This window comes from Hwanghaeella sp. 1Z406, assembly GCF_048892425.1.
Taxonomy (GTDB): domain Bacteria; phylum Pseudomonadota; class Alphaproteobacteria; order UBA8366; family Aestuariispiraceae; genus Pacificispira.
This window is the reverse complement of the sequence record NZ_JBLZHU010000002.1, coordinates 14,700-35,227: the sequence shown is the minus strand read 5'-3', so window position 1 is coordinate 35,227 and position 20,528 is coordinate 14,700. Positions and strand designations below refer to the sequence as shown.

Annotated in this window: 20 protein-coding genes and 1 tRNA gene; 9 read left to right on the top strand and 12 right to left on the bottom strand. The window is 56.8% G+C overall.

What is annotated here, in order from left to right; genetic code table 11:
* Nucleotides 1-22: 22 nt before the first annotated feature.
* Entirely contained in the window at nt 23-1,447 is a 1,425-nt protein-coding gene (locus ACOSDR_RS04490) for an MATE family efflux transporter (RefSeq protein ID WP_420730507.1), read from the top strand.
* Between the two features lie 7 nt (nt 1,448-1,454).
* Here ACOSDR_RS04490 and ACOSDR_RS04485 read toward each other — a convergent pair whose 3' ends face one another.
* The 5 genes from ACOSDR_RS04485 to ACOSDR_RS04465 form a co-directional block, all read right to left on the bottom strand.
* Complete coding sequence (locus ACOSDR_RS04485; protein WP_420730506.1) at nt 1,455-2,696, bottom strand: aminotransferase class V-fold PLP-dependent enzyme; 1,242 nt, start codon at nt 2,694-2,696, stop codon at nt 1,455-1,457.
* 3 nt (nt 2,697-2,699) lie between these two features.
* Complete coding sequence (locus tag ACOSDR_RS04480) at nt 2,700-3,602, bottom strand: bifunctional 5,10-methylenetetrahydrofolate dehydrogenase/5,10-methenyltetrahydrofolate cyclohydrolase (RefSeq protein ID WP_420723371.1); 903 nt, start codon at nt 3,600-3,602, stop codon at nt 2,700-2,702.
* A gap of 148 nt (nt 3,603-3,750) precedes the next feature.
* Nucleotides 3,751-5,406: an EAL domain-containing protein gene (locus ACOSDR_RS04475; protein ID WP_420723372.1), complete on the bottom strand. Its 1,656-nt coding sequence runs from the start codon at nt 5,404-5,406 to the stop codon at nt 3,751-3,753.
* A gap of 405 nt (nt 5,407-5,811) precedes the next feature.
* Complete coding sequence (locus tag ACOSDR_RS04470; protein ID WP_420730505.1) at nt 5,812-6,459, bottom strand: glutathione S-transferase family protein; 648 nt, start codon at nt 6,457-6,459, stop codon at nt 5,812-5,814.
* A 25-nt stretch (nt 6,460-6,484) separates the two neighbouring features.
* Nucleotides 6,485-6,838 (bottom strand): DUF1428 domain-containing protein, encoded by a 354-nt coding sequence (locus tag ACOSDR_RS04465; protein ID WP_420730504.1) that lies wholly within the window; start codon nt 6,836-6,838, stop codon nt 6,485-6,487.
* A gap of 222 nt (nt 6,839-7,060) precedes the next feature.
* Between ACOSDR_RS04465 and ACOSDR_RS04460 the strand changes: the two genes are divergently transcribed.
* Complete coding sequence (locus ACOSDR_RS04460; protein WP_420730503.1) at nt 7,061-7,540, top strand: MarR family winged helix-turn-helix transcriptional regulator; 480 nt, start codon at nt 7,061-7,063, stop codon at nt 7,538-7,540.
* A gap of 26 nt (nt 7,541-7,566) precedes the next feature.
* Here ACOSDR_RS04460 and ACOSDR_RS04455 read toward each other — a convergent pair.
* Together ACOSDR_RS04455 and ACOSDR_RS04450 are read right to left on the bottom strand one after the other, a co-directional pair.
* Nucleotides 7,567-7,652, bottom strand: a tRNA-Leu gene (locus ACOSDR_RS04455).
* An 83-nt stretch (nt 7,653-7,735) separates the two neighbouring features.
* Nucleotides 7,736-8,029: a hypothetical protein gene (locus ACOSDR_RS04450; RefSeq protein WP_420723376.1), complete on the bottom strand. Its 294-nt coding sequence runs from the start codon at nt 8,027-8,029 to the stop codon at nt 7,736-7,738.
* A 153-nt stretch (nt 8,030-8,182) separates the two neighbouring features.
* On the opposite strand from ACOSDR_RS04450, the gene ACOSDR_RS04445 reads away from it, so the two are divergent.
* Nucleotides 8,183-8,353: a hypothetical protein gene (locus ACOSDR_RS04445; protein WP_420723377.1), complete on the top strand. Its 171-nt coding sequence runs from the start codon at nt 8,183-8,185 to the stop codon at nt 8,351-8,353.
* On the opposite strand, the gene ACOSDR_RS04440 is transcribed toward ACOSDR_RS04445, so the two are convergent.
* Nucleotides 8,337-9,119, bottom strand: a complete 783-nt coding sequence (locus ACOSDR_RS04440) for a competence/damage-inducible protein A (protein ID WP_420730502.1) — start codon at nt 9,117-9,119, stop codon at nt 8,337-8,339. The genes ACOSDR_RS04445 and ACOSDR_RS04440 overlap by 17 nt on opposite strands.
* Before the next feature lie 10 nt (nt 9,120-9,129).
* Entirely contained in the window at nt 9,130-11,010 is a 1,881-nt protein-coding gene (locus ACOSDR_RS04435; RefSeq protein WP_420730501.1) for a prolyl oligopeptidase family serine peptidase, read from the bottom strand.
* Nucleotides 11,011-11,246: 236 nt separating this feature from the next.
* Here ACOSDR_RS04435 and ykgO point away from each other — a divergent pair, with 236 nt between their 5' ends.
* Nucleotides 11,247-11,372 (top strand): type B 50S ribosomal protein L36, encoded by a 126-nt coding sequence (gene ykgO, locus ACOSDR_RS04430; protein WP_420723380.1) that lies wholly within the window; start codon nt 11,247-11,249, stop codon nt 11,370-11,372.
* Nucleotides 11,373-11,487: 115 nt separating this feature from the next.
* Here ykgO and ACOSDR_RS04425 read toward each other — a convergent pair whose 3' ends face one another.
* Nucleotides 11,488-12,375: an N-formylglutamate amidohydrolase gene (locus tag ACOSDR_RS04425; RefSeq protein WP_420723381.1), complete on the bottom strand. Its 888-nt coding sequence runs from the start codon at nt 12,373-12,375 to the stop codon at nt 11,488-11,490.
* 201 nt (nt 12,376-12,576) lie between these two features.
* Between ACOSDR_RS04425 and ACOSDR_RS04420 the strand changes: the two genes are divergently transcribed.
* Together ACOSDR_RS04420 and ACOSDR_RS04415 are read left to right on the top strand one after the other, a co-directional pair.
* Entirely contained in the window at nt 12,577-13,047 is a 471-nt protein-coding gene (locus tag ACOSDR_RS04420) for a RidA family protein (protein WP_420723382.1), read from the top strand.
* Nucleotides 13,047-13,916, top strand: a complete 870-nt coding sequence (locus ACOSDR_RS04415) for an HpcH/HpaI aldolase/citrate lyase family protein (RefSeq protein WP_420723383.1) — start codon at nt 13,047-13,049, stop codon at nt 13,914-13,916. Before ACOSDR_RS04420 ends, ACOSDR_RS04415 begins: the two co-directional genes overlap by 1 nt.
* A 356-nt stretch (nt 13,917-14,272) precedes the next feature.
* On the opposite strand, the gene ACOSDR_RS04410 is transcribed toward ACOSDR_RS04415, so the two are convergent.
* On the bottom strand, nt 14,273-14,452 hold the full coding sequence (locus ACOSDR_RS04410; RefSeq protein ID WP_420723384.1) for a hypothetical protein: 180 nt from the start codon (nt 14,450-14,452) through the stop codon (nt 14,273-14,275).
* 138 nt (nt 14,453-14,590) lie between these two features.
* Between ACOSDR_RS04410 and gcvA the strand changes: the two genes are divergently transcribed.
* The 3 genes from gcvA to ACOSDR_RS04395 all read left to right on the top strand — a co-directional run bounded on the left by gcvA (nt 14,591) and on the right by ACOSDR_RS04395 (nt 16,638).
* Nucleotides 14,591-15,523: a transcriptional regulator GcvA gene (gene gcvA / locus ACOSDR_RS04405; protein ID WP_420730500.1), complete on the top strand. Its 933-nt coding sequence runs from the start codon at nt 14,591-14,593 to the stop codon at nt 15,521-15,523.
* 352 nt (nt 15,524-15,875) lie between these two features.
* Nucleotides 15,876-16,175 carry a hypothetical protein gene (locus ACOSDR_RS04400; protein WP_420723386.1) on the top strand — a complete coding sequence of 100 codons (300 nt, stop codon included), beginning with the start codon at nt 15,876-15,878 and terminating at the stop codon, nt 16,173-16,175.
* A 22-nt stretch (nt 16,176-16,197) separates the two neighbouring features.
* Nucleotides 16,198-16,638, top strand: coding sequence for a hypothetical protein (locus ACOSDR_RS04395; RefSeq protein WP_420723387.1), 441 nt, complete (start codon nt 16,198-16,200; stop codon nt 16,636-16,638).
* On the opposite strand, the gene cobN is transcribed toward ACOSDR_RS04395, so the two are convergent.
* Nucleotides 16,639-20,391 carry a cobaltochelatase subunit CobN gene (gene cobN, locus ACOSDR_RS04390; protein ID WP_420730499.1) on the bottom strand — a complete coding sequence of 1,251 codons (3,753 nt, stop codon included), beginning with the start codon at nt 20,389-20,391 and terminating at the stop codon, nt 16,639-16,641.
* Between the last annotated feature and the right edge of the window lie 137 nt (nt 20,392-20,528).

Here is a 20,528-nt window from a genome sequence, read left to right as displayed (position 1 = left end):
CAGGCTCAGGTCACCTAAGGTCATGAGCGAAAATTCACAACCCGCGCCGTATTCCTCCCCCCAGCGCGCATCTGGGCAATCCGGCCTGTCGTGGTTTTTTAGCCGGTTCAACCGACACACCCATGAGCTATTCCGTCTTGCCGGGCCGGTGGTTATCAGCCGTGCCGGCATTCTGACCCTGGCGCTGACCGATACCATCATGTTGGGGCCATTGGGGGCGGAAGAAGTGGGCCGTTATGGCCTGGGAACCTCTGCTTTCATCCTCTTGCTGGTCTGTGGCATCGGATTGATGTTCGGAACTGTGGTGGAAACCAGCCACTTGCGCGGTGCGGGTCGGGTTGCAGAAACCGGACAGGTTTGGCGTCGTGCACTGCCCTATGGCATTGTGTTGGGTATTGTCGGCGTTGTTATGACACAGTTCGCTGAAACCTATTTTCTGCTGGTCGGACAGGATACCCACCTCGCGAAAATCAGCGCCAGTGTGACCCATATTCAGGGGATCGGTCTGTTGCCCCTGATGATTTATATGGCCAGTAATTACTACCTGGAGGCGATGGGGCGACCGGTCCCAGGCATGATCATTGTCTGGGGTGTCAATCTTGTGAACATCCCTCTGAATCTGTGGCTGATCCATGGCGGGTTGGGGGTAGAAGGGGCAGATGGTGCCGCCCTGGCGACCACGATCTGTCGCACCCTGATGATGATCGGGGTGACAGGATATGTCTGGTATCTGGGCGGTCGTCAGGAATATGGCATTCGCCAGCGTCCCCAGCCTGGTTGGATTGCTGGCGGGAAGGTCATGCGCCGACACGGCTATGCCGCAGGTCCTGCCTATGCCGCGGAAAGCGGGGCGTATCATGTATTGCATATCTATGCCGGTTGGATGGCCGCGAACGAGCTTGCCTCGTTTACCGTGAATATGAATCTGTTATCGATGATCTTCATGATATCGCTGGGCATCGCCAATGCGACAGCGGTTCGCGTCGGGGTTGCCCATGGTCGCCGGGACTGGCCGGATCGCGCCCTGGCGGGCTGGACGGGCATGTTCTGGAACATGGTCCTGTTACTTCCCATAGCCGTTATCCTATGGTTCCTGCCTGAACAGACCATGGCCTACATGTATCAGATCACCGATGAAAAACTGCTGCATGTCATGGCGCCCGCAACCATGTTGGTCGGTGTTGCGATGATGTTGGATGGCGGTCAGTTCACACTGGCCAATGCTTTGCGGGGCACGGGCGATAAATGGTCCCCCACATTTATAAATCTGGTCGGCTTTATCGGCTCGATGATCCCTGCCGCTTATATTATCGGTATTGTGATGGAACGCGGCGCACAGGGGCTGTATGAGGCGATCCTGTTAGGGGCGACCCTGGCCTGTATCGTCCTGGTGGTTCGGTGGACCTGGGTTTGCGCCAAGCGCGCCCGGCAGTCAGACACACTTTAACGCAGTTCTAGGACAGCAATGCGTCCAGGGCGTTCGTCAGGCGGTCCACTTCCGGAACGGTGGAATAATGCACCATTGAGACGCGCAGGACACCGATTTCAGGATCAATGCCCAGGGCTTCGACACAGCGTCGCCCATAGAAATGGCCTGCCCCAACGCATAGACCCCGTTCCGCAAGGGCGATTGCCAGCGCCTCTGGCGAATGTCCTGGAATATCCAGCGAAAATGTCGCCGCCCGCCGTGCCGGGTCAGACTCCTGCCGTCCAATCAGGCGGATCTCCGGACGGGTTTCCAGCCAGGCCAGAAACCGCGCCATGACCGTTGCTTCCTGCTGCTGGAACAGCGTGTAAACCTGAACCGCCCGGCTGCGTGGATCATTGGAGGGGGTGTCGAAATGGTGGTCGTGGACCGTATCCAGATAATCCAGAATGCCGCCAATCGCGCCTGCGGATTCGTAATTGGTGCCGCCAGGATTCAGCATCGCAGCGCCATTGCCATCATGAAAAAAGTGGTTCTGGTTGGCGACCGCATCGATGCGGGCCTTCTTGCCATACAACATGGCCAGATGCGGGCCGTATAACTTATAGAAGCTGAACATATAAAAATCGACATCCAGCGCCACCAGATCGGGTAGGGTATGGGCCACGGCAGCAACGCCATCGACCACCACCATCGCCCCGGCCTGATGAGCCTGGCGGGTGATAGCCGCCACATCATTAATCGACCCAACGATATTGGATACATGGGGAAAGGCGACCAGCTTGACCTTACCATCTGCAAGCAGGGGCGTCAGATCCGCCGGGTCCAGGTCGCCCGTCTTTGGATCAATGCGCCATTCACGAACGTCGATACCCGTATCGGCCAAACGCCGCCAACAGCCGCCATTGGCTTCATGATCCTGATTGGTGACAACAATCGCATCACCGTCCGCCATGCCGGGCCGCAAGGCATGGGACAGGACATAGGCATTCAGCGTGGTTGACGGTCCGATGACCAATTCGTCCGGGCTGATGTTAAAAAGCGCGGCAATGCCCTTCTGGGCCTTGTCGATCTGGGCCTTACCCCGTTTTGCCGCAGCAAAGGGCCATTCCGGCTGGGTCTGGCTGTCGCGCATGAAATGCGACATGGCCTGGATCACCTGTTGGGGCACATAAGATCCACCAGCGCTTTCGAAATAGGCATCCGCCTCAGTTTGCGCCAGCAGGGGAAATTGCGAACGGCAAAAATCTACATCCAGAATATCGCTCAAAACCTACTCCGCAGCATCTGTTAGTTTAAAATGGGCCTCATAGGCGGCCTTTTGGCGTTTCAGCGCGTTGATCGTGTTGCGCATCAACAGGGCAACGGTGACCGGACCAACGCCACCGGGGACGGGCGTAATCCAGCCGGCGACCTCTGACACGCCTTCGTAATCGACGTCCCCGCACAATCCCTCTGTGCCATCTTCTTTGGTGATGGCATTGATACCGATATCGATCACCGCCGCGCCAGGCTTGATCATATCGGCTGTCACCAGTTTCGGGCGCCCGACTGCGACGAAGACCGCATCGGCACGTCTGGAATGAATGGAAACAGCGCGGGTCATATGGTGACAGACGGTGACCGTCGCGCCTTCCGCCATCAACATAAAGGCGATGGGCTTGCCAACGATTTCCGAATGCCCGATGACAACGACTTCCAATCCCTGCATGGGCAGATTGGTGCTGCGCAGCAACTCGACAGAGGCTGCGGCGGTGCAGGGTGCCAGATCGATTTCGTTATAGACGATATTGCCGATAGAGGTCGGGTTCATCCCTTCAACATCCTTGAACGGATGCACGGCACTTTGCAGCGCCTTAATGGAAATTTGCGCAGGCACGGGGCGCTGAATAATGATGCCCGTGACGCGCGGGTCGACATTCATGGTCGCGATGGCGACTTCCATTTCCTGCTGGGTCACATCGCCTGGAAAATGCCGCTCCTCAAAGGCGATGCCAATCCGCTCCGCCACGCGACGCTGGTTGCGGACATAGACAGCCACGGCCTCCACATCACCAACCGTGATGGAAATCAGCTTTGGCGGCCAGCCTGCAGCCGTAAAATGCTCAATATCCGCCTGAACCGCATTTAAGATTCTGTCCGCAACTGGTTTTCCACGCAAATCCCGATTGCTCATAGCTCTTTTATCCGTTTAACAAAGGCAAATCCTGCAAGGGTGTTAGCCCAGCCCACCGGATGGGAAAAGCAATATTGTGCAACCACTCACGGGAAACAGCCGCAATCGTTTGGGACTCATTGCTTTTGGCCTAGCGGAGGCTGGACGTTTACGCGGAAATTTTCCCAGGATAAGCCTGTTTGGAAAGCCAAGCCGTGAAGTCCTTACCACTCATTGGCTTTGCAATGAAATAACCCTGAGCATAATGACAACCGGCGATTTTCAGCTTGTTCAAGACGGCTTCGGTTTCCACCCCCTCGGCAACGATTTTCACATCTCTGGAGCCGCAGATTGAAATGGCAGCATTGACGATGTTCTGAGAATCTTTCGAGGAAGCGAAATCCTGCACAAATGATTTATCAATCTTCACGGTATCGACTGTCAGCAATTTGAACTGTTCAAGGGTGGAATACCCTGTGCCAAAATCATCGATGGCAATTCTATAACCAATCGATTGCAGTTTCTGCAAAGTCACCATTGCGGCATCGAAATCCTGGACAAGGCCGGTTTCGGTCAATTCCAGCTCAATGCCATTAAAGTCGCTTCCCATACGGGTTGGAAGGTCGCTGAGAACAGCCAGAATTTCATTGTCCGACAGATCATTGCCCGACAGATTGATGGACATATCAATCGGTATCCCCGCCTTGCGCCAATCAACCAATTCCTGGCTGACCTTATCTAGGACCCATTTCGTTACTTCCCCGATCAGACCGGCTTTCTCTGCAAGGGGGATGAATTTATCCGGTGGTACAACGCCATGCCGAGGGCTGTTCCATCTCAGCAACGCTTCCGCTCCGGTAATCATATTATCGTCCAGAGACAGTTTGGGTTGATACACAATGGAAAGGCAGCCCTGTGACAGATCCTTATACAGGTCATCCATCAAAATCAGGTTCTCGCGCGTATTTTCATGCTGCAAAGCATTGAAGGTCGCAATGTGTGACGGCATTTTGATCGCCACTTCAGAGGCAAACAGCGCCTTATCCATGGCTTTATGATGTATCTGCTCCACTTGATCGGTCGTGGCTATTCCAACCGTGTATCGAACCGGAAGGGGGATGTTGTTGACAATTACCCGTTTCGGAATTGCTGCTATTAAAATAGCAATGTGTCGTTGCGCATCCTTCAGGGCATTGTTGTGAACCACCCCCAGCGCTGAGGCGCCGATTTTAAAAAGTTGAAAGTCTTGCGCGTTCAGATGTGCCTTAAGGGTCAGAAATGCCTTCGTGGAAAATTCTGTGGCGATTGTATAGCCAAATACAGTCTGAACATCCCGATAATTGTGCAGCCGAACCACACAGATCGTTGCCTCGTTTGATTGATTTCGCATAAATCTGTCATCGGTAGGCAGTTTGCCAAACAAGGTCAATCCAGTGTCGGGATCTATCCGGCTCAACCGATCTTGATTTATTCTTTGGCGATCCAGGAAATCCGCTAATGCGCCGATAAACCCGCCAATGATCACAAAAAAGCCGGTCCGAAGAAGCCAATTTTCTTCGCTCTGCGCAATGTTTTGAACTGTATCCAGCGGCATGTAGGGGCCAAGCAGAAGCGCCCCCGCAACGCCGGTCAGCACACCGCCTGGGATCTTGAAAATCATTGCCCCCAGCGCAATCGGTAGAATCATCAGATAGGGCCAGGACAGTTGGGTCCCCCCGGTTTCATAGACAAGATAGGCAATAAGTGGAAGACATATACAGATAAGCCCCAGACTGATGATTTGCGTCAGCAAACCACCAATAGGGGTAAAAATGGACTTAATCATAAATATGACCCCTTTGAATTGCAGGGCTTATCCGAACAATGTAGCTATTCTTAAAAGAAAGAAAGCAATATGCTGGTGTGCCCTAAATTTTCAAAAATGGGAGCGTAAACTCCTTTGATTGACGGGTACTTAGGGACACAATAAGGCCTTTCAACCATTACGTTAAGTGAATCTTTTCATTCGGTGAAAACCCAGAAAGAATTATACAATAATTTCAATTTCTTATTAAAGACTCAATCTATGTAATAACGTCTTAGTGAAGTGTTCTAAATGGTAAATTTTATCGTCTGGCGAACAACAGGATTTGAATCTCATTAGGATTGTGGAATACAAAGCAAAGCCGTCGCAAGCGGACCCGGTTGCGACGGCGTATCTGCTGAAAAGGGGCCTGCGCGGCAGTCCAGGTTAGGGGGCATTCTTGGTGAATGTATCCAGTTGCGCATCCAGGGCTTTCTTGAAGGCGGGGCGGGCCAGGCACCGGTCCAGATAGGCCACTAGGTCGGGATGGTCCTGCAGGACCGGTTCTGCCTGCACGCCACGCAGGACGGTCGCCATGATGATATCGGCCACGGTGAACCGCCCCACCAGCCAGTCGCGCCCTTTCATCCAACCGGAGAGGGACTTCAGGCGCAATGCCAACAGATTTTCTGCATGGGGGCGGAATTCAGATACCCAGGCCTCCCCCGCATGAAAGATGGCTGGCAGGATCAAATTCTCGACTTTGGGTTCTACTGAATTTAGTGCGGCGATGACCCAGGCCTGAATTTGCGCCGCTTCCTGTTTGGACCGGGGCGCAAGCGCGTCTGACAGACTCGCAATATGCAATACGATCGCACCGGATTCGAACAATTCAACCGTCTCATCGCGATAGGCGGGAACCTGGCCGAACGGCTGCCAGGCACGATAGTCCGGTTGATCCTGTGCGCCATCTGACAACAGGTGCAGGTTATAGTCCAACCCGGCTTCGGCCAGGGCCCAGCGGGCGCGGATATCTTTTACATAACCCTGTGCGAAAGGGGGAACCCAAGCAAAGGCGCTGATCGTAATGGTCATGGCTAAATTCCTTAGCGTGAAGGGGTCAGTCAAACCGGACGAGTTCTTCAAACCCGCCCCACATCATGCGCATCCCGTCAAAGGGCATTTTGGGCATGTCCTTCATGCGCGGATCATCCATCATTGCCGCGAAACATTTTTCACAGGTTTCCTGATCCGGCCATTCCATCCAGGAAAAGACGACGGTTTCATTTTCTTCTTTCTTAACCGCCATGGGAAAGGATGTGACCTTGCCGTCTGGAACACTGTTGCCCCAGTTTTCGCGCATGGACAGACATCCATAGGATTTAAAGATCGGCCAGGCCACCTCTGCCATTTCTTTATAGACCGCCTTGTTTTCAGTCGGGACGGCCAACAAAAAGCCACTGATATAGGTCATCTCCCCTGGTCCTTTCTGTTATTGGCGGCCAATCGATTGCCGCTGCGATGATCAGGACACAGGCGAGCGCCCAGCCCATGCCCAGCCTTTGTCCAGCCCTGGACGCGTGAAATCCCAATGGACTGCCCATCCATCGACGGATAGAAACGGTCCTGACGGTATGTCTGGTACGTTCTATAACTTGACATATACGTTGATGTCAACGTATATATTGGAATGATAATGGATGACGATCTGCCCCTCTCAACAACACTTGAAGTACGGGACCGCTGCCTGTGCCTGTATGTCCAGCGGGCGGCCCGAATGCTGGCCCGCCGCTTTGACGAGGCCCTGCGCCCCCTGGATATTACGAATGGCCAGTTTTCCCTGCTGATGTCGCTGAACAGGCCAAATGGCCCCAGGATCAGCGACCTTGTGCCCTTGCTGGGCATGGACCGCACCACCCTGACCGCCGCCCTGAAACCCCTGCAGCGGCGCGGATTGGTGACGGTTCTGCCGGATGAGAAAGATGCGCGCGCCCGGCGCTTAACCCTGACCGATGCCGGGCGCGACACCCTGAAGGCCGCCCTGCCAATCTGGCGCCGCACCCATGATGCGGTCGATCAATTGCTGCAACAACCGGATGGCGTGGCCTTGCGTCAGGACCTGATGGCCCTGGCGCAACCGAACCAGTCAGTAGAGGGGGAGTCGCATAATTCCTGATTGGAAATCATAGTGTGGGAAAACCTTGGTGCGGGCGGCCGGACTCGAACCGGCACGGGCTAAAGCCCGAGGGATTTTAAGTCCCTTGCGTCTACCATTTCGCCACGCCCGCAGCGGGTCTTGAGAGCATACCTCTTTCGACCGGGCGGGAGAGTACCCGCCTCGGTTTCCGGGCGCAAGTTAGACGATGGGGATTTAGGCGTCTGGAACAGAAAAGAAGGTCTGAATTCGGTCCAGGATGTCATTGGCCGTCGGCAGGCCCAGATTGCTGACCAGTTCCGGCAGGGTCAGCCAAGCGACAAAGGCCCCGATCAGCAAGACGGCGAAGAAGATCAGCCAGGCACGCCATCCCGGCCCGGTCCGGCGGTCCTTGTGCAGAAAACGACCACTGGTCCCATTGGCGGTAATGCTGTCGCGCAGCAACAAGGGGACGGTGCCGCCCAGCGTATCACCGCGATCCATGCGAATTTTACGTCGTCTCTGTTTCATATACAGTGAAGGTCCCGCTCAGGGTGAATGCCAAGATGGTGTGCTCACCCTATTCAATGTCGGAAAAATACGGCGACATCATGACAGGGATAGGGTGATTATCGCGTGTTGTGCCGTATCGGGCCTGATCAGACAACAGCTGGAGGCAAATTTATGGATCGTGGGATGGCCTATTTCGGGCTGGTCGCCCTGGGGGCGGTGCTGCTGATACTGATGTTTCGACGCCGGGCCAGTGGCACACGCCCCGGCATGCTCAGCACGCTGATTGCCTGTGCCATCGCTGTCGCCCTGACTTATATGATCCTGTTCAACCTGATGCAGTAGGGGCGGATGCTGTGATGCGCTCTGCGGTGTCGCCTAAATCTCGTATCAATCCTTCCACTGCCTGGGCAGCTTGCTCTACCCGGTCGGGATCTTCCCCGCGCACCACCAGGGATACCTGAAATGCGGTCTTCGTCCAGGCGGGATAAGACCCGAAATCGACATCGGGATAGGCTTTTGCCAGGGCACCCAGCCCCTGTGCAATGCGCCCCTCCGGCAGGCTGCAGCGCAGCGTGATCGATATCATCGGGCGTCCGCCTTTCAGGGTCGGCAGAATGCCATCCAGCATTGCCTGCATAATCTTTGGCACGCCCGCCATGACATGGACATTGCCGATGCGGAATCCCGGTGCAGCGGAAATTGGATTGTCGATCAGGGTTGCCCCGGATGGAATACGCGCCATGCGCAACCGCGCCTCATTAATCTCAAGCCCGGAATTTTCATAGTGGATTTCCAGCCGACGCAGCGCCTCTGGATCAATATCGATGGCAACCCCCATCGCTTCGGCTACGCAATCGGCGGTGATGTCATCATGGGTCGGCCCAATTCCCCCGGTGGTGAAGACATAGGTGAAACTGGCGCTCAATTCTCGAATCGTGCGAATGATGATGTCTGGGATATCTGGAATGACCCGCGCTTCGGTCAGGCGCACGCCGACCCCGTTCAGTTTCTCTGCAATATAGGGCAGGTTCTTGTCATGGGTGCGGCCCGACAGGACCTCATTCCCGATGATGATCAGGGCGGCGGTGACAGATGCAGATGGGGTCATTTGGATGTTCCTAAGACCGAAGGTTCGTGATGCTGATGGGGGAGATATCGCCCGCCGGGGTAAAATCAAAGATTTGTCCATAAAAAGACAGTTCCGCCTGCAGGGCGTCCCGGACCGATTCTGCCCCGCGAAAGCCATGCCCCTCCCCCTGGAACAACAGATAGGCGACGGGCAGGCCCTTTTCTTTCAGAACCTCTACCATGGCTTCGGCCTGATTGGGGGGAACGACCTTATCTTCGGCCCCTTGCAGGAACAGGATCGGACAATCCAATCCGTCTGTATGGTGCAGGGGGGATCGCGCGTGATACACTGCCTTTTCCTGTGGCCAGGGGCCGATCAGGCTGTCCAGATAGCGGCTTTCAAATTTATGCGTGTCCCGCGCCAGGGTTTCCAGATCCCCAATGCCATAGGACGACCGCCCTGCCTTGAAGACGGATCGGAAGGCCAGCGCGCTGAGTGTCGTATAACCCCCCGCACTGCCCCCGACGATAATCAGGCGATCGGGGTCGACCAAACCTTCCGCCACCAGATATTTCGCGGCGTTACAGCAATCATCCACATCAACAATGCCCCATTGCCCCAGCAATCGACGGCGATAGGCCCGACCATAACCGGTGCTGCCGCCGTAATTGACATCCGCCACGGCAAATCCGCGCGTGGTCCAGAACTGCACCTTGGCGGAATATCCCGGATCAGCCTGGCCGGTCGGGCCACCATGCCCCATGACGATCAGGGGTGGGCGTTCGCCGTCCATTGGGCAATACTCGGTATTGGCGGGGGCATAGAAAAACGCATGCGCAACCTGATCATTTTCGGTTGGAAAGGTGATGGCTTGCGGCCTGGAAATACTGCCATCAGGGATATCGGTGCTGCTTGCCGCGCGCAGGATGGTTTCCGGCTGTGCCCCGCCAAAGGTCAATTGCACGATGGCAGCGGGCCCGTCCGGCCTGGCCCCACAGAAGACGGCCCTATTGCCCTGGGCCAGAAGACCATCGAAGCGGCACCAGGGCAGATCAATCGGTGTTGCCTTGCCTGTGTCCAGATCAAACAAAGCAAGTCGCCATTCACCCGCCACAGCAAAGGTCACAACAGCTGTATGAGTATCCAGAAAGGCATAGGTCCGCATGCCAAATTGCCAATGCGGCAGGCCGAATTCCGCCTGCGCCTTATAATGGGCTGGTGGGTCACCGTCCCGGTACAGGTTCCAGAACCCGCTTTCATCGGAGACATAGTATAATCGACCATCCGGCGCATATTCCGGCTGAAACACGCTTGTATCAGTCCCACCGGCGACGGTGCGAAGTGTCGTTGGGGTCCCATTGGCATCCAGTTGCGCTTCTCTGCACAGGGTGCCGTCCCAGGGCATATTAGGGTGATACCATTCGATCCAGGCCAGCTTTTGCCCATCGGGCGACAGGCGGGGCGCGGCATAAAAATCAGCCCCTTCTGCCAAGGGGGTGACATGCCCATCAAAATCAATGGCAACCAACAGGTTTTCGGCTTCCTGTCCGGGGCGGGACCGTTCCGCCACGGCGATCAGGCGGGACCGGGCCGGATCTGGCAGGAAATCGGCATAGTCTGTCCCATCGTCCTGTGTTATCGGTTCCGGCGTGCCATCCTGAACAACCCTGTAAATCCGCTTGTCTGTGTCATTCAAATACCAGGCCGTATCCCCGGCGGCGGCAAAGGCGCGCCCGCCATATTCATGCACACGGCTGCGCACGGTATGGTCCGGCGCACTGATATCTTTCGCCCCCGATTGCGCGGTATGGCGCACCAGCACGCTGCGCCCCTTGTCCCAGGGCCGCAATTCCGTCCAATAGACCGCATCCGGGGTCATCGCGACAAACCCCAGACCAACGGTTCCACGGGTGATCGATTCCTCCGTCACGGGGGAGGTCCAGGAACCACACGGGGCACCACACGGGGCGGGCTTTGGATCAGAAATGGGTTTTGTGTCAGATATTGGTGGCATGAATCCCCCTGGCGCTTAAAAAAGTGTCGTTCAAGAGCCTAGTCGGCAAAACCCGTTTGACAAGCATAGGTCTGGTCCATATGTTCCGCCGGTCTTTCGCCGGGGCCTTTTGGGATTGACCCGAAGGAAACCGAAAATAACGGAGAAGCGCCATGCGCATCGCAAGCTCGCTGAAAACGCTGAAAAAGCGTGAAAAAGATTGTCGCATCATCCGCCGTAAAGGTCGGGTATTTGTGATCAACAAGAAGAACCCTCGCTTCAAGGCGAAACAGGCTTAAGTCTGACGCTGTAGGCCCGCAACGGCGCTTTGGCGCTGGCGGTTGGAGTTTTCGAAGCCGCGTCCGATTAGGGCGCGGTTTTCGCTTGCCTGAGATTTGAATAATTCCAAAGAATTCACTCGGCGGCTTCTGCCCGGATTGTGTTGCGTTGATCCCGGGCAAATTGCGCCAGGCTTGCGATTAACCCGGTCAGGCTGTTGCGCAGTGCCTGATAGCCCTGTCCGGGCTGCAGCGAGACTTCATCCATGTAAAGGGCCCGGTTGATTTCGATCTGCAGGCTGTGGCGCCCCTGATCCGGCGCGGCATAGGCCCGCACCAGTTCCGCACCCCGATAGGGATCGTTCAGGCGCACGGCATATCCCTGTCCTTGCAGAAAATCGCGGACGAAATGTGTATAAGCACCATCGCAACTGGTGCCATCCCGATCCCCCAGCACAAAATCTGCCCGCCCGCCGAAACGCCCGCCGCCGGCCATGAAAGGGCTGCTGGTCGATGGCATGGAATGACAGTTCAAGTGATAGACGCAGCCATGGGCACTGTGCAGGCGACGGATCTCTGTCTCCAGCGTTTCATGATAGGGCCGCCAGTATTTCTCAATCCGGCGATGGACGGCGGTGACAGGCAACTTGCCCGCATAGAGTGGCCGATTGGGGGGATAGGTCTTCCAGACAAGTCCATGGCCCAGTCGGGATTTCTCTGTCGGGCGCAGCGGTTCCGGCCAGGTTCCCATCACCAGGCCCGGATCGATATCCGTCACTGCCCGGTTGGGATCGATGTAGCTGCGGGGGAATCGCGCGCACAGCAGGGTTGCCCCCCATTGCGCGGCTGTCCCAAACAGGTCGTCGACGAAACTGTCCTCTACCCGGCGCAGATCCGCCCTTGGCACCAGGGATTGAAAGTCATCGGGGTAATCATGACCAGAATGCGGTGAATCCAGAACAAGAGGCACCTCTTCCGATTCCGGAAGCGTTAGATCATAAACGCCTGGCACTTGATACAGCATATTGTCCGGGAATCCCGTCTGGTCCGAAAGTGATCCTGCTACTATACACGAGATAGCAATCCTGACTGTAAAATCAAAGCATCATCACGTCGCAGCCGAAACTTTTTGGCATGTGCCCTTTGGCATGGGTCGATGATGGACAGGGTCATGATGCGATGGCTATAGTCCCGCATCTTATCGAAATTTTAGAAAGGATTCCCGATGACTGGCAAGATTGACGCGCGTTTAGAAGCGCTTGGTATAGAACTTCCGCAAGTCCCGCCGCCCGCTGGTGCCTATGTCGGGGTGGTTCAAACCGGCAACCTTTTGTTCGTTGCGGGGCAGGTCCCCTTCTGGAACGGGGAACGCCGCCATATCGGGAAAGTCGGCACGGATCTGACGGTTGAGCAGGGTCAGGAGGCTGCGGGTGTCTGTGCGCTGAATATTCTGGCCCAGGCAAAGGCGGCCCTTGGTGGCGATCTGGACCGGATCACGCGCATTGTGAAACTGGGCGGATTCGTCAATTGCCCCCCCGACTTTGACCAGCATCCTGTGGTGATCAATGGCGCATCGAACCTGATCGGTGAAATTTTTGGGGAAGAGATTGGTGCCCATGCGCGGTTTGCCATGGGGGCTGGGTCATTACCCTTTAATGTCGCGGTGGAAATTGATGCTGTGATCGAGGTTAAGTGATGGCGCTGCGACCCCCGGCCTTGCGCCGTACCTGGCTGTTTACGGGCGGTGCCGATCGTGACCGGCAACTCGCCGCAGCAGAGTCTGGCGCGGATGTCATAACCCTGGAACTGGAGGATTTCACCCGACCGGCCCATCGTCCTGCGGCCCGTGCTCTTGCGGCGGAATTGTTTGCGGCCTGGCGCAAGGCGGGGGCGGTGGCCGCCGTGCGCGTGAATCCATTGTCAGGCGATGGCATAGAAGATCTGACCGCAATCCTGCCTGCTGGCCCGGATGTGGTGATGTTGCCCAAGGTCGATGGCCCCACCCGCATTCAGGACCTGGCCAAGGTGATGGACCGGATCGTCGGGGACAAGGCCAAGCAGATGGAAATCGTTCCCAATGTGGAACTGGCCCGGGGCCTGATGCAGACCTATGACATTGCGCGATCCGACCCCCGCGTGACGGCATGCCTTGTCGCGTCTGAAGACATGGCGGCGGATCTGGGGGCGGAACGGGGGCGCGACGGACAGGAATTGCTGTATGTCCGCCAGCGCTTCCACCTGGAATGTCGCGCGGCGGGCGTGGTTTCAATCGATTGCCCCTATACCTATACCGATTTGGAAGGGCTGGAGGCGGAAACCCGCCATGCCAAGCGGTTGGGCTATACCGCAAAAAGCCTGGTGCGGCCGGATCATGCGCCGAGGATCAATGGAATTTTCACGCCCGATGCCCAGGCTGTCACTCAGGCTCAGCGGATCGTGGATGCCTTTAACGCGGCAGACTCTGCCCATGTGGAACTGGACGGCGTGATGCTGGAATTGCCCATGATCAGCAATGCCCAACGCCTGCTTGCCCGCGCCAAGGCGTATCAGGACTGGCAGGGATAGCCATCTTGCCGCGCGGGTGGATGCCTAGGCGCGATTTACATTGAATGTGCCTGACTGCCCTGGACCCCGGATCGGGTCCGGGGTGACGATGCGGGACGGCTGTCTGATGCCCAACGTCGTCCGGGGCGCACCGACATAAATCATACGTCACACCCGCGCAGGCGGGTGCCAGGGCGGCCTGTTCTGAAGCTGACTGCGCGCTCTGGGGCCCGGATCAGGTCCGGGGGTGACGGTGGTGTGGCATTTTAGGGACCACCTCTTGGGCAGGTGCTGCCGATCAAAAAAGTAGCCCCGGACGGGGGGATCGCCCGGGGCTCAGTTTGGGATCTGCACTGGGGTGCTTCGGTACTCAATGCTCAGGCGCTTGCACTCTGGGGCAGGGACACTTTTCCGCGTGCCCAATTCAGTAAACGGGCCAGGCGGCGTTGGGACTGGTTGATCGACTGCCAAGACCGATATGCCTTAGCTTCATTAACCATCTGGCGGTGGGAAGCATAGAAGGTATGGGTCATCAGATCATAGGGCATGTAGTACATATTACCTCTCCTTAATCTAGGTTTTCCGCGGCGCTTGATCGCCTTCACTGATCCTAAGATGGGGCAAATCTTTACGCTTCACAAACGAGTAATTTTTGACTTATAATTAAGATATTCTATTTTATAGAGGATATCTTAATGCGCTCTCTTCCACCACTATCGTCATTGCGGGCCTTTGAAGCGGCGGCCCGGCATCTGAGTTTCAAGCTGGCGGCGGAGGAATTGCGCGTGACCCCGGCGGCGGTCAGCCAGCAGATCAAGACATTAGAAGATCATTGCGGTCTGACCCTGTTCCGGCGGTTGACCCGTGCGTTGGCCCTGACGGAGGCAGGTCGCGCCGCCGCCCCGGCCCTGACTGATGCTTTTGATCAATTGGAAGCCGCCTATGGCGTGATGCGCAGCGGCGGGCGCGATGGGCCCCTGACGGTGACGCTGCCGCCATCCATGGCGGGAAAATGGCTGGTGCCGCGCCTGGGTCGGTTCCATGCGGCCCATCCTGAAATTGAATTGCGCATCGATGCCAATGCCAAACTGGTTCAGTTTGACAAGGAAGAGATTGATATGGGCATTCGGTTCGGCCTGGGGTCGTATCCCGGCCTGACCTGTGAGCGTCTGTTTGCCACCCCAACAGTCCCGGTCTGCAGTCCCAGCCTGCTAAATGGTCCTAAACCATTGAAGAAACCGGAAGATTTAAAGAATCACACACTGATCCATATTCAGGATACCGGGGCGGCGGCGATGGAGGATACCTGGGCCCTGTGGCTCAGGGCGGCGGGGATTACAGGGGTGGATGCCAATCGCGGCCCGCGTTTCAACGATTATGTGCTGGCGATTGATTTTGCTGCGTCGGGGCAGGGAATTGCTCTGGTCGGGCATGTTTTTGTAGAGGCGGAACTGGCCAGCGGAAAACTGGTGCAACCCTTTGCCAATGCGCTGCAGATTAATGAGCGCTTGGGCTATCATCTGGTATATCCACCCACAAATGCGTCTGATCCCCGCCTGCAGGCATTTCGTGCCTGGCTGTTCGAAGAACGCGATCAGGCGCTGAAACAATCGGCGCTGTTGCCATAACTTAAAGACAGGCTTTGGGATCAAATGCAAACGGAGGTCCCCTCGTCGGAGACCCCCGGTTGGTTTCGCGTCTTACACGCTCATTTATTCTGGAACCAGGTCCCACCGGCCGTTGTGAGAGGGCTCCGTCCACCCCAGGGTTTTGGGGCGGATGTTTCACCAACGAATTTCAGTTCGTCCGCGCAAGAGAAGTGTCCCCCCAAAGACCGAATCGAGTCAAGGGACCCATCTCGCGCTGCGAATTCGCGTCGCAGCACGATGACAAATGCCTCAAAACTATTATCTTAAATCAAACAGGATTTCCGAATCAGCTGATTCGCGCTATTATCTTTGCCTTAATCGGAGTCGTGGAATGACTGAAGACATTTTGCAGAGGCTGAAGGCTGTATTTAGGGACGTTCTTAATGAACGGCTTGAGGGCGTTGAATTTGAATCTGTTGATGTCCAGTCTGATCATGATGAGGATGGAAACGAGATTCTTGTGGTTCAAATCGTATTTGATGGAAAACAGCGCGCGTTGGACCCTCAGAAAACATCTAGTTTGACGCGCCACTTGCGTCCACGAATTGCCGATATTGGTGTTTATGCGTTTCCTGTTATTTCCTTTGTGTCTAAATCTGATCTAGGGAAACGAGCCGCTGCAGTCGCATGACTTACTGAAATCGGCACGGGATTTGATTCGTATTGATCGTGGGAAACCGCGTCAGGCAAATCTTAGACGGGCCGTCAGCACGGTTTACTATGCCTTGTTTCATTGTTTAGCTGAGGACGCTGCGAACCTGCTTGTTGGGGGACAGGGATCAGATCGAAGCAAACATGCCTGGCGACAAGCATATCGTGCGCTGGAACATGGGCATACGAAATCGCGGTGTATCGATCAGAGATTTATCAAGAAGTTTCCTCCAGAGATTGAAGATTTTGCAAATCAGTTTGTGGAAATGCAGATTAAACGGCACGATGCGGACTATGATCCAAGATCAGGCCCATATTACAAATCTTCGGTTCTTCAGGATATTGAAGATGCTGATGTGGTCATAGATCGATATGGAAAAAGTCCAAAGAAGGATCGTCGGGCATTCGCCGTGTATGTAATTATGAAGACGCGCTTTTCCTGATTAAGATATGCCCCGCACAATTTCCGCCAGAACGGGGCGGGTATCGTTGCGGCGCGAAGACCATAGGCCGCGTTCCTGCGCCTCTGTCAGGCGGGCTGCGATGTCGTGCAGGGCGTCTGGATTGCTGTCCTGTAAGAATTCTCGCACGGCGGGGTCCATCAGATATGCCTCAAACACCGCATCAAAATGATGATCGGACACGGCGCGTGCGGTGGCGGCGAAGGCGAACAGGTAATCGACGGTCGCGCTCATCTCAAATGCGCCCTTATAGCCGTGGCGCATGACGCCTGCGATCCACTTTGGATTGACGACGCGGGCGCGCACAACGCGGCCAATCTCGTCTTCCAGTTTTCGCACTTTTGGGGATTCCGGGCGGCTGTGATCATTGTGATAGACCGGCACGGTCTGGCCCGTCAGGGCGCGGGTGGTGACCGCCATGCCACCTTCGAACTGATAGTAATCGTCAGAATCCAGCAGGTCATGCTCGCGGTTGTCCTGGTTGTGCAGGATCGCCTGAACCTTGCTCAATCGGCGCTCCAGCCCCGCACGGTCGGCTGTCCCCTCCTGTCCCGCGCCATAGGCATAACCGCCCCAGGCCAGATAGGCCTCCGCCAGATCAGCGTCGGTGGTCCAGCCCTTCTCGTCAATCAGGGCCTGCAGCCCCGCGCCATAGGCCCCAGGCTTGGAGCCAAAGATGCGCGCGCCCGCGCGGTTCTGGGCGGTCTGGCTGTCCATCCCGTCTGCACTCAAGGCCTCTGCCTCTGCCTGTACATTGGCGGCCAGTGGGTTTATTTCTGCGGGTTCGTCCAGGGCTGCAACCGCGCGGGCGGCGGAATCCACCAGATCGATCAGATTGGGGAAGGCATCGCGGAAGAATCCTGAAATGCGCAAGGTTACATCAACGCGGGGTCGGTCCAGCATGTCTGCGGGCAGGATTTCAAATCCGGTGACACGGCGCGACGCACTGTCCCATTGCGGCCGCACGCCCATCAGCGCCAGGGCCTGGGCAATATCATCACCCCCGGTTCGCATATTGGCTGTGCCCCAGCAACTCAGCGCCAGCCGGGTCGGATAATCGCCATGTTCCTGGGCATAGGTTTCCACCAGCAATTGCGCCGATTTCCAGCCCAGCGTCCAGGCCGCCGGGGTGGGTACGGTGCGGGTATCAACCGAATAAAAATTCCGACCTGTGGGCAGCACATCCGGCCGTCCCCGCGTTGGCGCACCTGATGGGCCGGGGTCCAGGAAACGCCCGTCTAGCGCGGTCAGCACGCCGTTGATTTCGGCGGGGCCACAGTTTTCCACCATCCCCTTTAGAGAACCGGTGATCCAGTCCAGCACCGCAGCGCTGTTGCGGCCCGGCGCGGCGGCCTGTCCCAATACCATCTGGCGGCCTAAGGCTTCCAGACGTTCAACCGTGTCCCCATTGCTGCGCCAGGGGGCGATATCCAGGTCCTGCAAGGCGTTTGGTTTGGAATCGGTCCAGGCATCGCCCATCGGGCAATCCAGCGGGTCAAAATTGCCATCGAAGCCAAAATCTTTTGCCAGCGCGCGGATCAGGGAGGCATCGCCCCCTTTCGCCGTGCCGCGCGGCACACGGGCCAGGGCAACCAGCAGGTCTGTCATCTGGTCGCCTTGGGGCGCGCGACCAAAGATATGCAGCCCATCGCGAATTTGCATTTCCTTCAATTCGCACAGGTAATTGTCCAGCTTGGCCAGCGCCTGTTCCTCATCCTCATCGGGCTGAATACCGCAATCCTGCGACAGGCCGATGCGATGGGTCAGGTCCAGGATATCGCGCTTTAGCACTTTGATGCGCCTGGGGTCGACGCCTGCGGCCTCAAAATACTCATCGACCAGCAGTTCCAGATCTTTCAGTGGCCCATAGCTTTCCGCCCGGGTCAGCGGTGGTGTCAGGTGATCGATGATGACGGCCTGCGCACGGCGCTTGGCCTGGGTCCCCTCCCCCGGATCGTTGACGATAAAGGGATACAGGTGGGGCATCGGCCCCAGAATCGCCTCTGGGAAACAGTTTTCCGACAGTGCCACTGCCTTGCCTGGCAGCCATTCCAGATTTCCGTGTTTGCCCATATGCAGCGCGGCATGGGCGCCGAACGCTTCGCGTATCCAGGCATAGAAGGCCAGATAACCATGGGGTGGCACCAAATCCGGGCTGTGATAGCTGGATTTGGGATCGATATTGTATCCCCGCGCGGGCTGTAGCCCGATGGCGATATGGCCCAATCGAAAGACCGGCAGCGCAAAGAACCCGCAATCCGTTTCCCCGGCGTGGAAGAACGGGTCGGCTTCTGGCGCTCCCCAACGGTCGGTCACTGCTTGTTGCACGGCGTCGGGCAGGCTGCTGAAAAAGTAATGATAGTCCGGCAGGGCCAGGCGTTCGCGGATTTCCCGCCCCTTGATGGCGGCATTAGTGGGCCCGGCTTTCAAATGATTGATCAGGGCATCACTGGTCTTGAAGCCCCCCTCAACATGATATCCCGCCTGGCGCAGGCCATCCAGCAGGGCCATTGTGCCAGCCGGCGTATCCAGTCCGACGCCATTGCCCAATCTGGCATCCTTATTGGGATAATTGGCAAAGATGATCGCGACCCGTCGATCCGATGCCGGGGTTCGCCGCAGGCGCAGCCATTGGCCTGCCAGGTCTGCGACGAACTGACAGCGATCCGGAACAGGATCATAGGTGACTATATCGGCCTGGGTCAGCGGATCCCGTTTGGCGCTGCCCTTGAAGCTGACAGCGCGACTCAACAGGCGACCATCCACTTCCGGTAGAGCGACATTCATCGCGATATCCCGGGCGGCCAGGCCGCGTGTTCCGTCCCGCCAGGCGGCTTCGTTGCCGCCGGAAAAGACCACTTGCAGGACCGGGCAATCCTGTCCGTCGAAGGGGGTTTCGCTGCGGACCGCACCCGGAACAGATAGCGCGAACCCGGTTCCGTTCAGAACGATCTCAACATTCCCCCGGGCCATTAAATTGGATACTGTATCCGCGGACACCGGGTCTTTCAGGCTGGCGGCATAAATTGGCAGCGGGTTTATCCCGGCATCTTGTAAGGCCGTGATCAGGGCGTCAATGACACGCAAATTGGCGGCCTGATACAGTGCACGATAAAACACGATGGCGGCTGTGGGCTGGGCGGCGTCATGGGGAAGGTCTGTGATATCCGGCAGGGTTTTGCCCGGCCAGTACAGGCCTGCGCGCAACAGGGGGGCGGGTTCCTGCCATTCTGCCGCATGATCCATCAGGGTCGCGGCATAGGCCAGCGCATGTTCCGCATTGTCGATGCCCCCATGCACACAGTACTGCCAAAGCCGATGCAGTGTTTCCGCGGGCAGGGTGGACAGGCCATGCAATTCTGTATCGGGCTGATCATCACCAGGAAGCCAGGCAAGCGCGATGCCCTTGTCCCGGCACAGGGCGGTGACTTCATCAACGCCATAGGACCAGTAGCCCCGCCCACCCAGCAATCGACCGATCACCAGCTTGGCGCTGCCGATCACTTGTTCCAGATACAGATCGACGGAATAGTTATGCCCCAGATGCAGCAGGTTGGCACAGCGCAGGCTGGGCGCAGATGGGTCTTTCTCCTGGCGGCGGGCCTGAGCGGCAGCGAAACAGGCGATTTCTGTGTCAGCGGCGCTGAGAATGACAATATCCGCCGGGTCCTGATTCAGATCGACAGCTTCGGACCCGTCATCAATTCCCCCCGGTGTGGCGGCCAGTAAATGCATACAGTGTGTACCCTAAATCGCCGTTTGTGTTGTCGATCATTGCCACCCCCTGTGGACCAAGCTTCCGGGGCGACGTCAAGCATGATGACGGCAGGTGCACCAGATTCTACGCCATTCCCTATGGATCCTTGAGACAG

Excerpts from the sequence above, each read along its gene's own strand:
- ykgO (WP_420723380.1), top strand. The coding sequence starts at position 11,247 with ATGCGCATCGCAAGCTCGCTGAAAACGCTGAAAAAGCGTGAAAAAGAT.
- ACOSDR_RS04420 (WP_420723382.1), top strand. The coding sequence starts at position 12,577 with ATGACTGGCAAGATTGACGCGCGTTTAGAAGCGCTTGGTATAGAACTT.
- ACOSDR_RS04410 (WP_420723384.1), bottom strand. The coding sequence starts at position 14,452 with ATGTACTACATGCCCTATGATCTGATGACCCATACCTTCTATGCTTCC.
- ACOSDR_RS04480 (WP_420723371.1), bottom strand. The coding sequence starts at position 3,602 with ATGAGCAATCGGGATTTGCGTGGAAAACCAGTTGCGGACAGAATCTTA.
- ACOSDR_RS04470 (WP_420730505.1), bottom strand. The coding sequence starts at position 6,459 with ATGACCATTACGATCAGCGCCTTTGCTTGGGTTCCCCCTTTCGCACAG.
- ACOSDR_RS04475 (WP_420723372.1), bottom strand. The coding sequence starts at position 5,406 with ATGATTAAGTCCATTTTTACCCCTATTGGTGGTTTGCTGACGCAAATC.
- ACOSDR_RS04465 (WP_420730504.1), bottom strand. The coding sequence starts at position 6,838 with ATGACCTATATCAGTGGCTTTTTGTTGGCCGTCCCGACTGAAAACAAG.
- ACOSDR_RS04425 (WP_420723381.1), bottom strand. The coding sequence starts at position 12,375 with ATGCTGTATCAAGTGCCAGGCGTTTATGATCTAACGCTTCCGGAATCG.
- ACOSDR_RS04460 (WP_420730503.1), top strand. The coding sequence starts at position 7,061 with ATGGATGACGATCTGCCCCTCTCAACAACACTTGAAGTACGGGACCGC.
- gcvA (WP_420730500.1), top strand. The coding sequence starts at position 14,591 with ATGCGCTCTCTTCCACCACTATCGTCATTGCGGGCCTTTGAAGCGGCG.
- ACOSDR_RS04440 (WP_420730502.1), bottom strand. The coding sequence starts at position 9,119 with ATGACCCCATCTGCATCTGTCACCGCCGCCCTGATCATCATCGGGAAT.
- ACOSDR_RS04490 (WP_420730507.1), top strand. The coding sequence starts at position 23 with ATGAGCGAAAATTCACAACCCGCGCCGTATTCCTCCCCCCAGCGCGCA.
- ACOSDR_RS04445 (WP_420723377.1), top strand. The coding sequence starts at position 8,183 with ATGGATCGTGGGATGGCCTATTTCGGGCTGGTCGCCCTGGGGGCGGTG.
- ACOSDR_RS04450 (WP_420723376.1), bottom strand. The coding sequence starts at position 8,029 with ATGAAACAGAGACGACGTAAAATTCGCATGGATCGCGGTGATACGCTG.
- cobN (WP_420730499.1), bottom strand. The coding sequence starts at position 20,391 with ATGCATTTACTGGCCGCCACACCGGGGGGAATTGATGACGGGTCCGAA.
- ACOSDR_RS04400 (WP_420723386.1), top strand. The coding sequence starts at position 15,876 with ATGACTGAAGACATTTTGCAGAGGCTGAAGGCTGTATTTAGGGACGTT.
- ACOSDR_RS04415 (WP_420723383.1), top strand. The coding sequence starts at position 13,047 with ATGGCGCTGCGACCCCCGGCCTTGCGCCGTACCTGGCTGTTTACGGGC.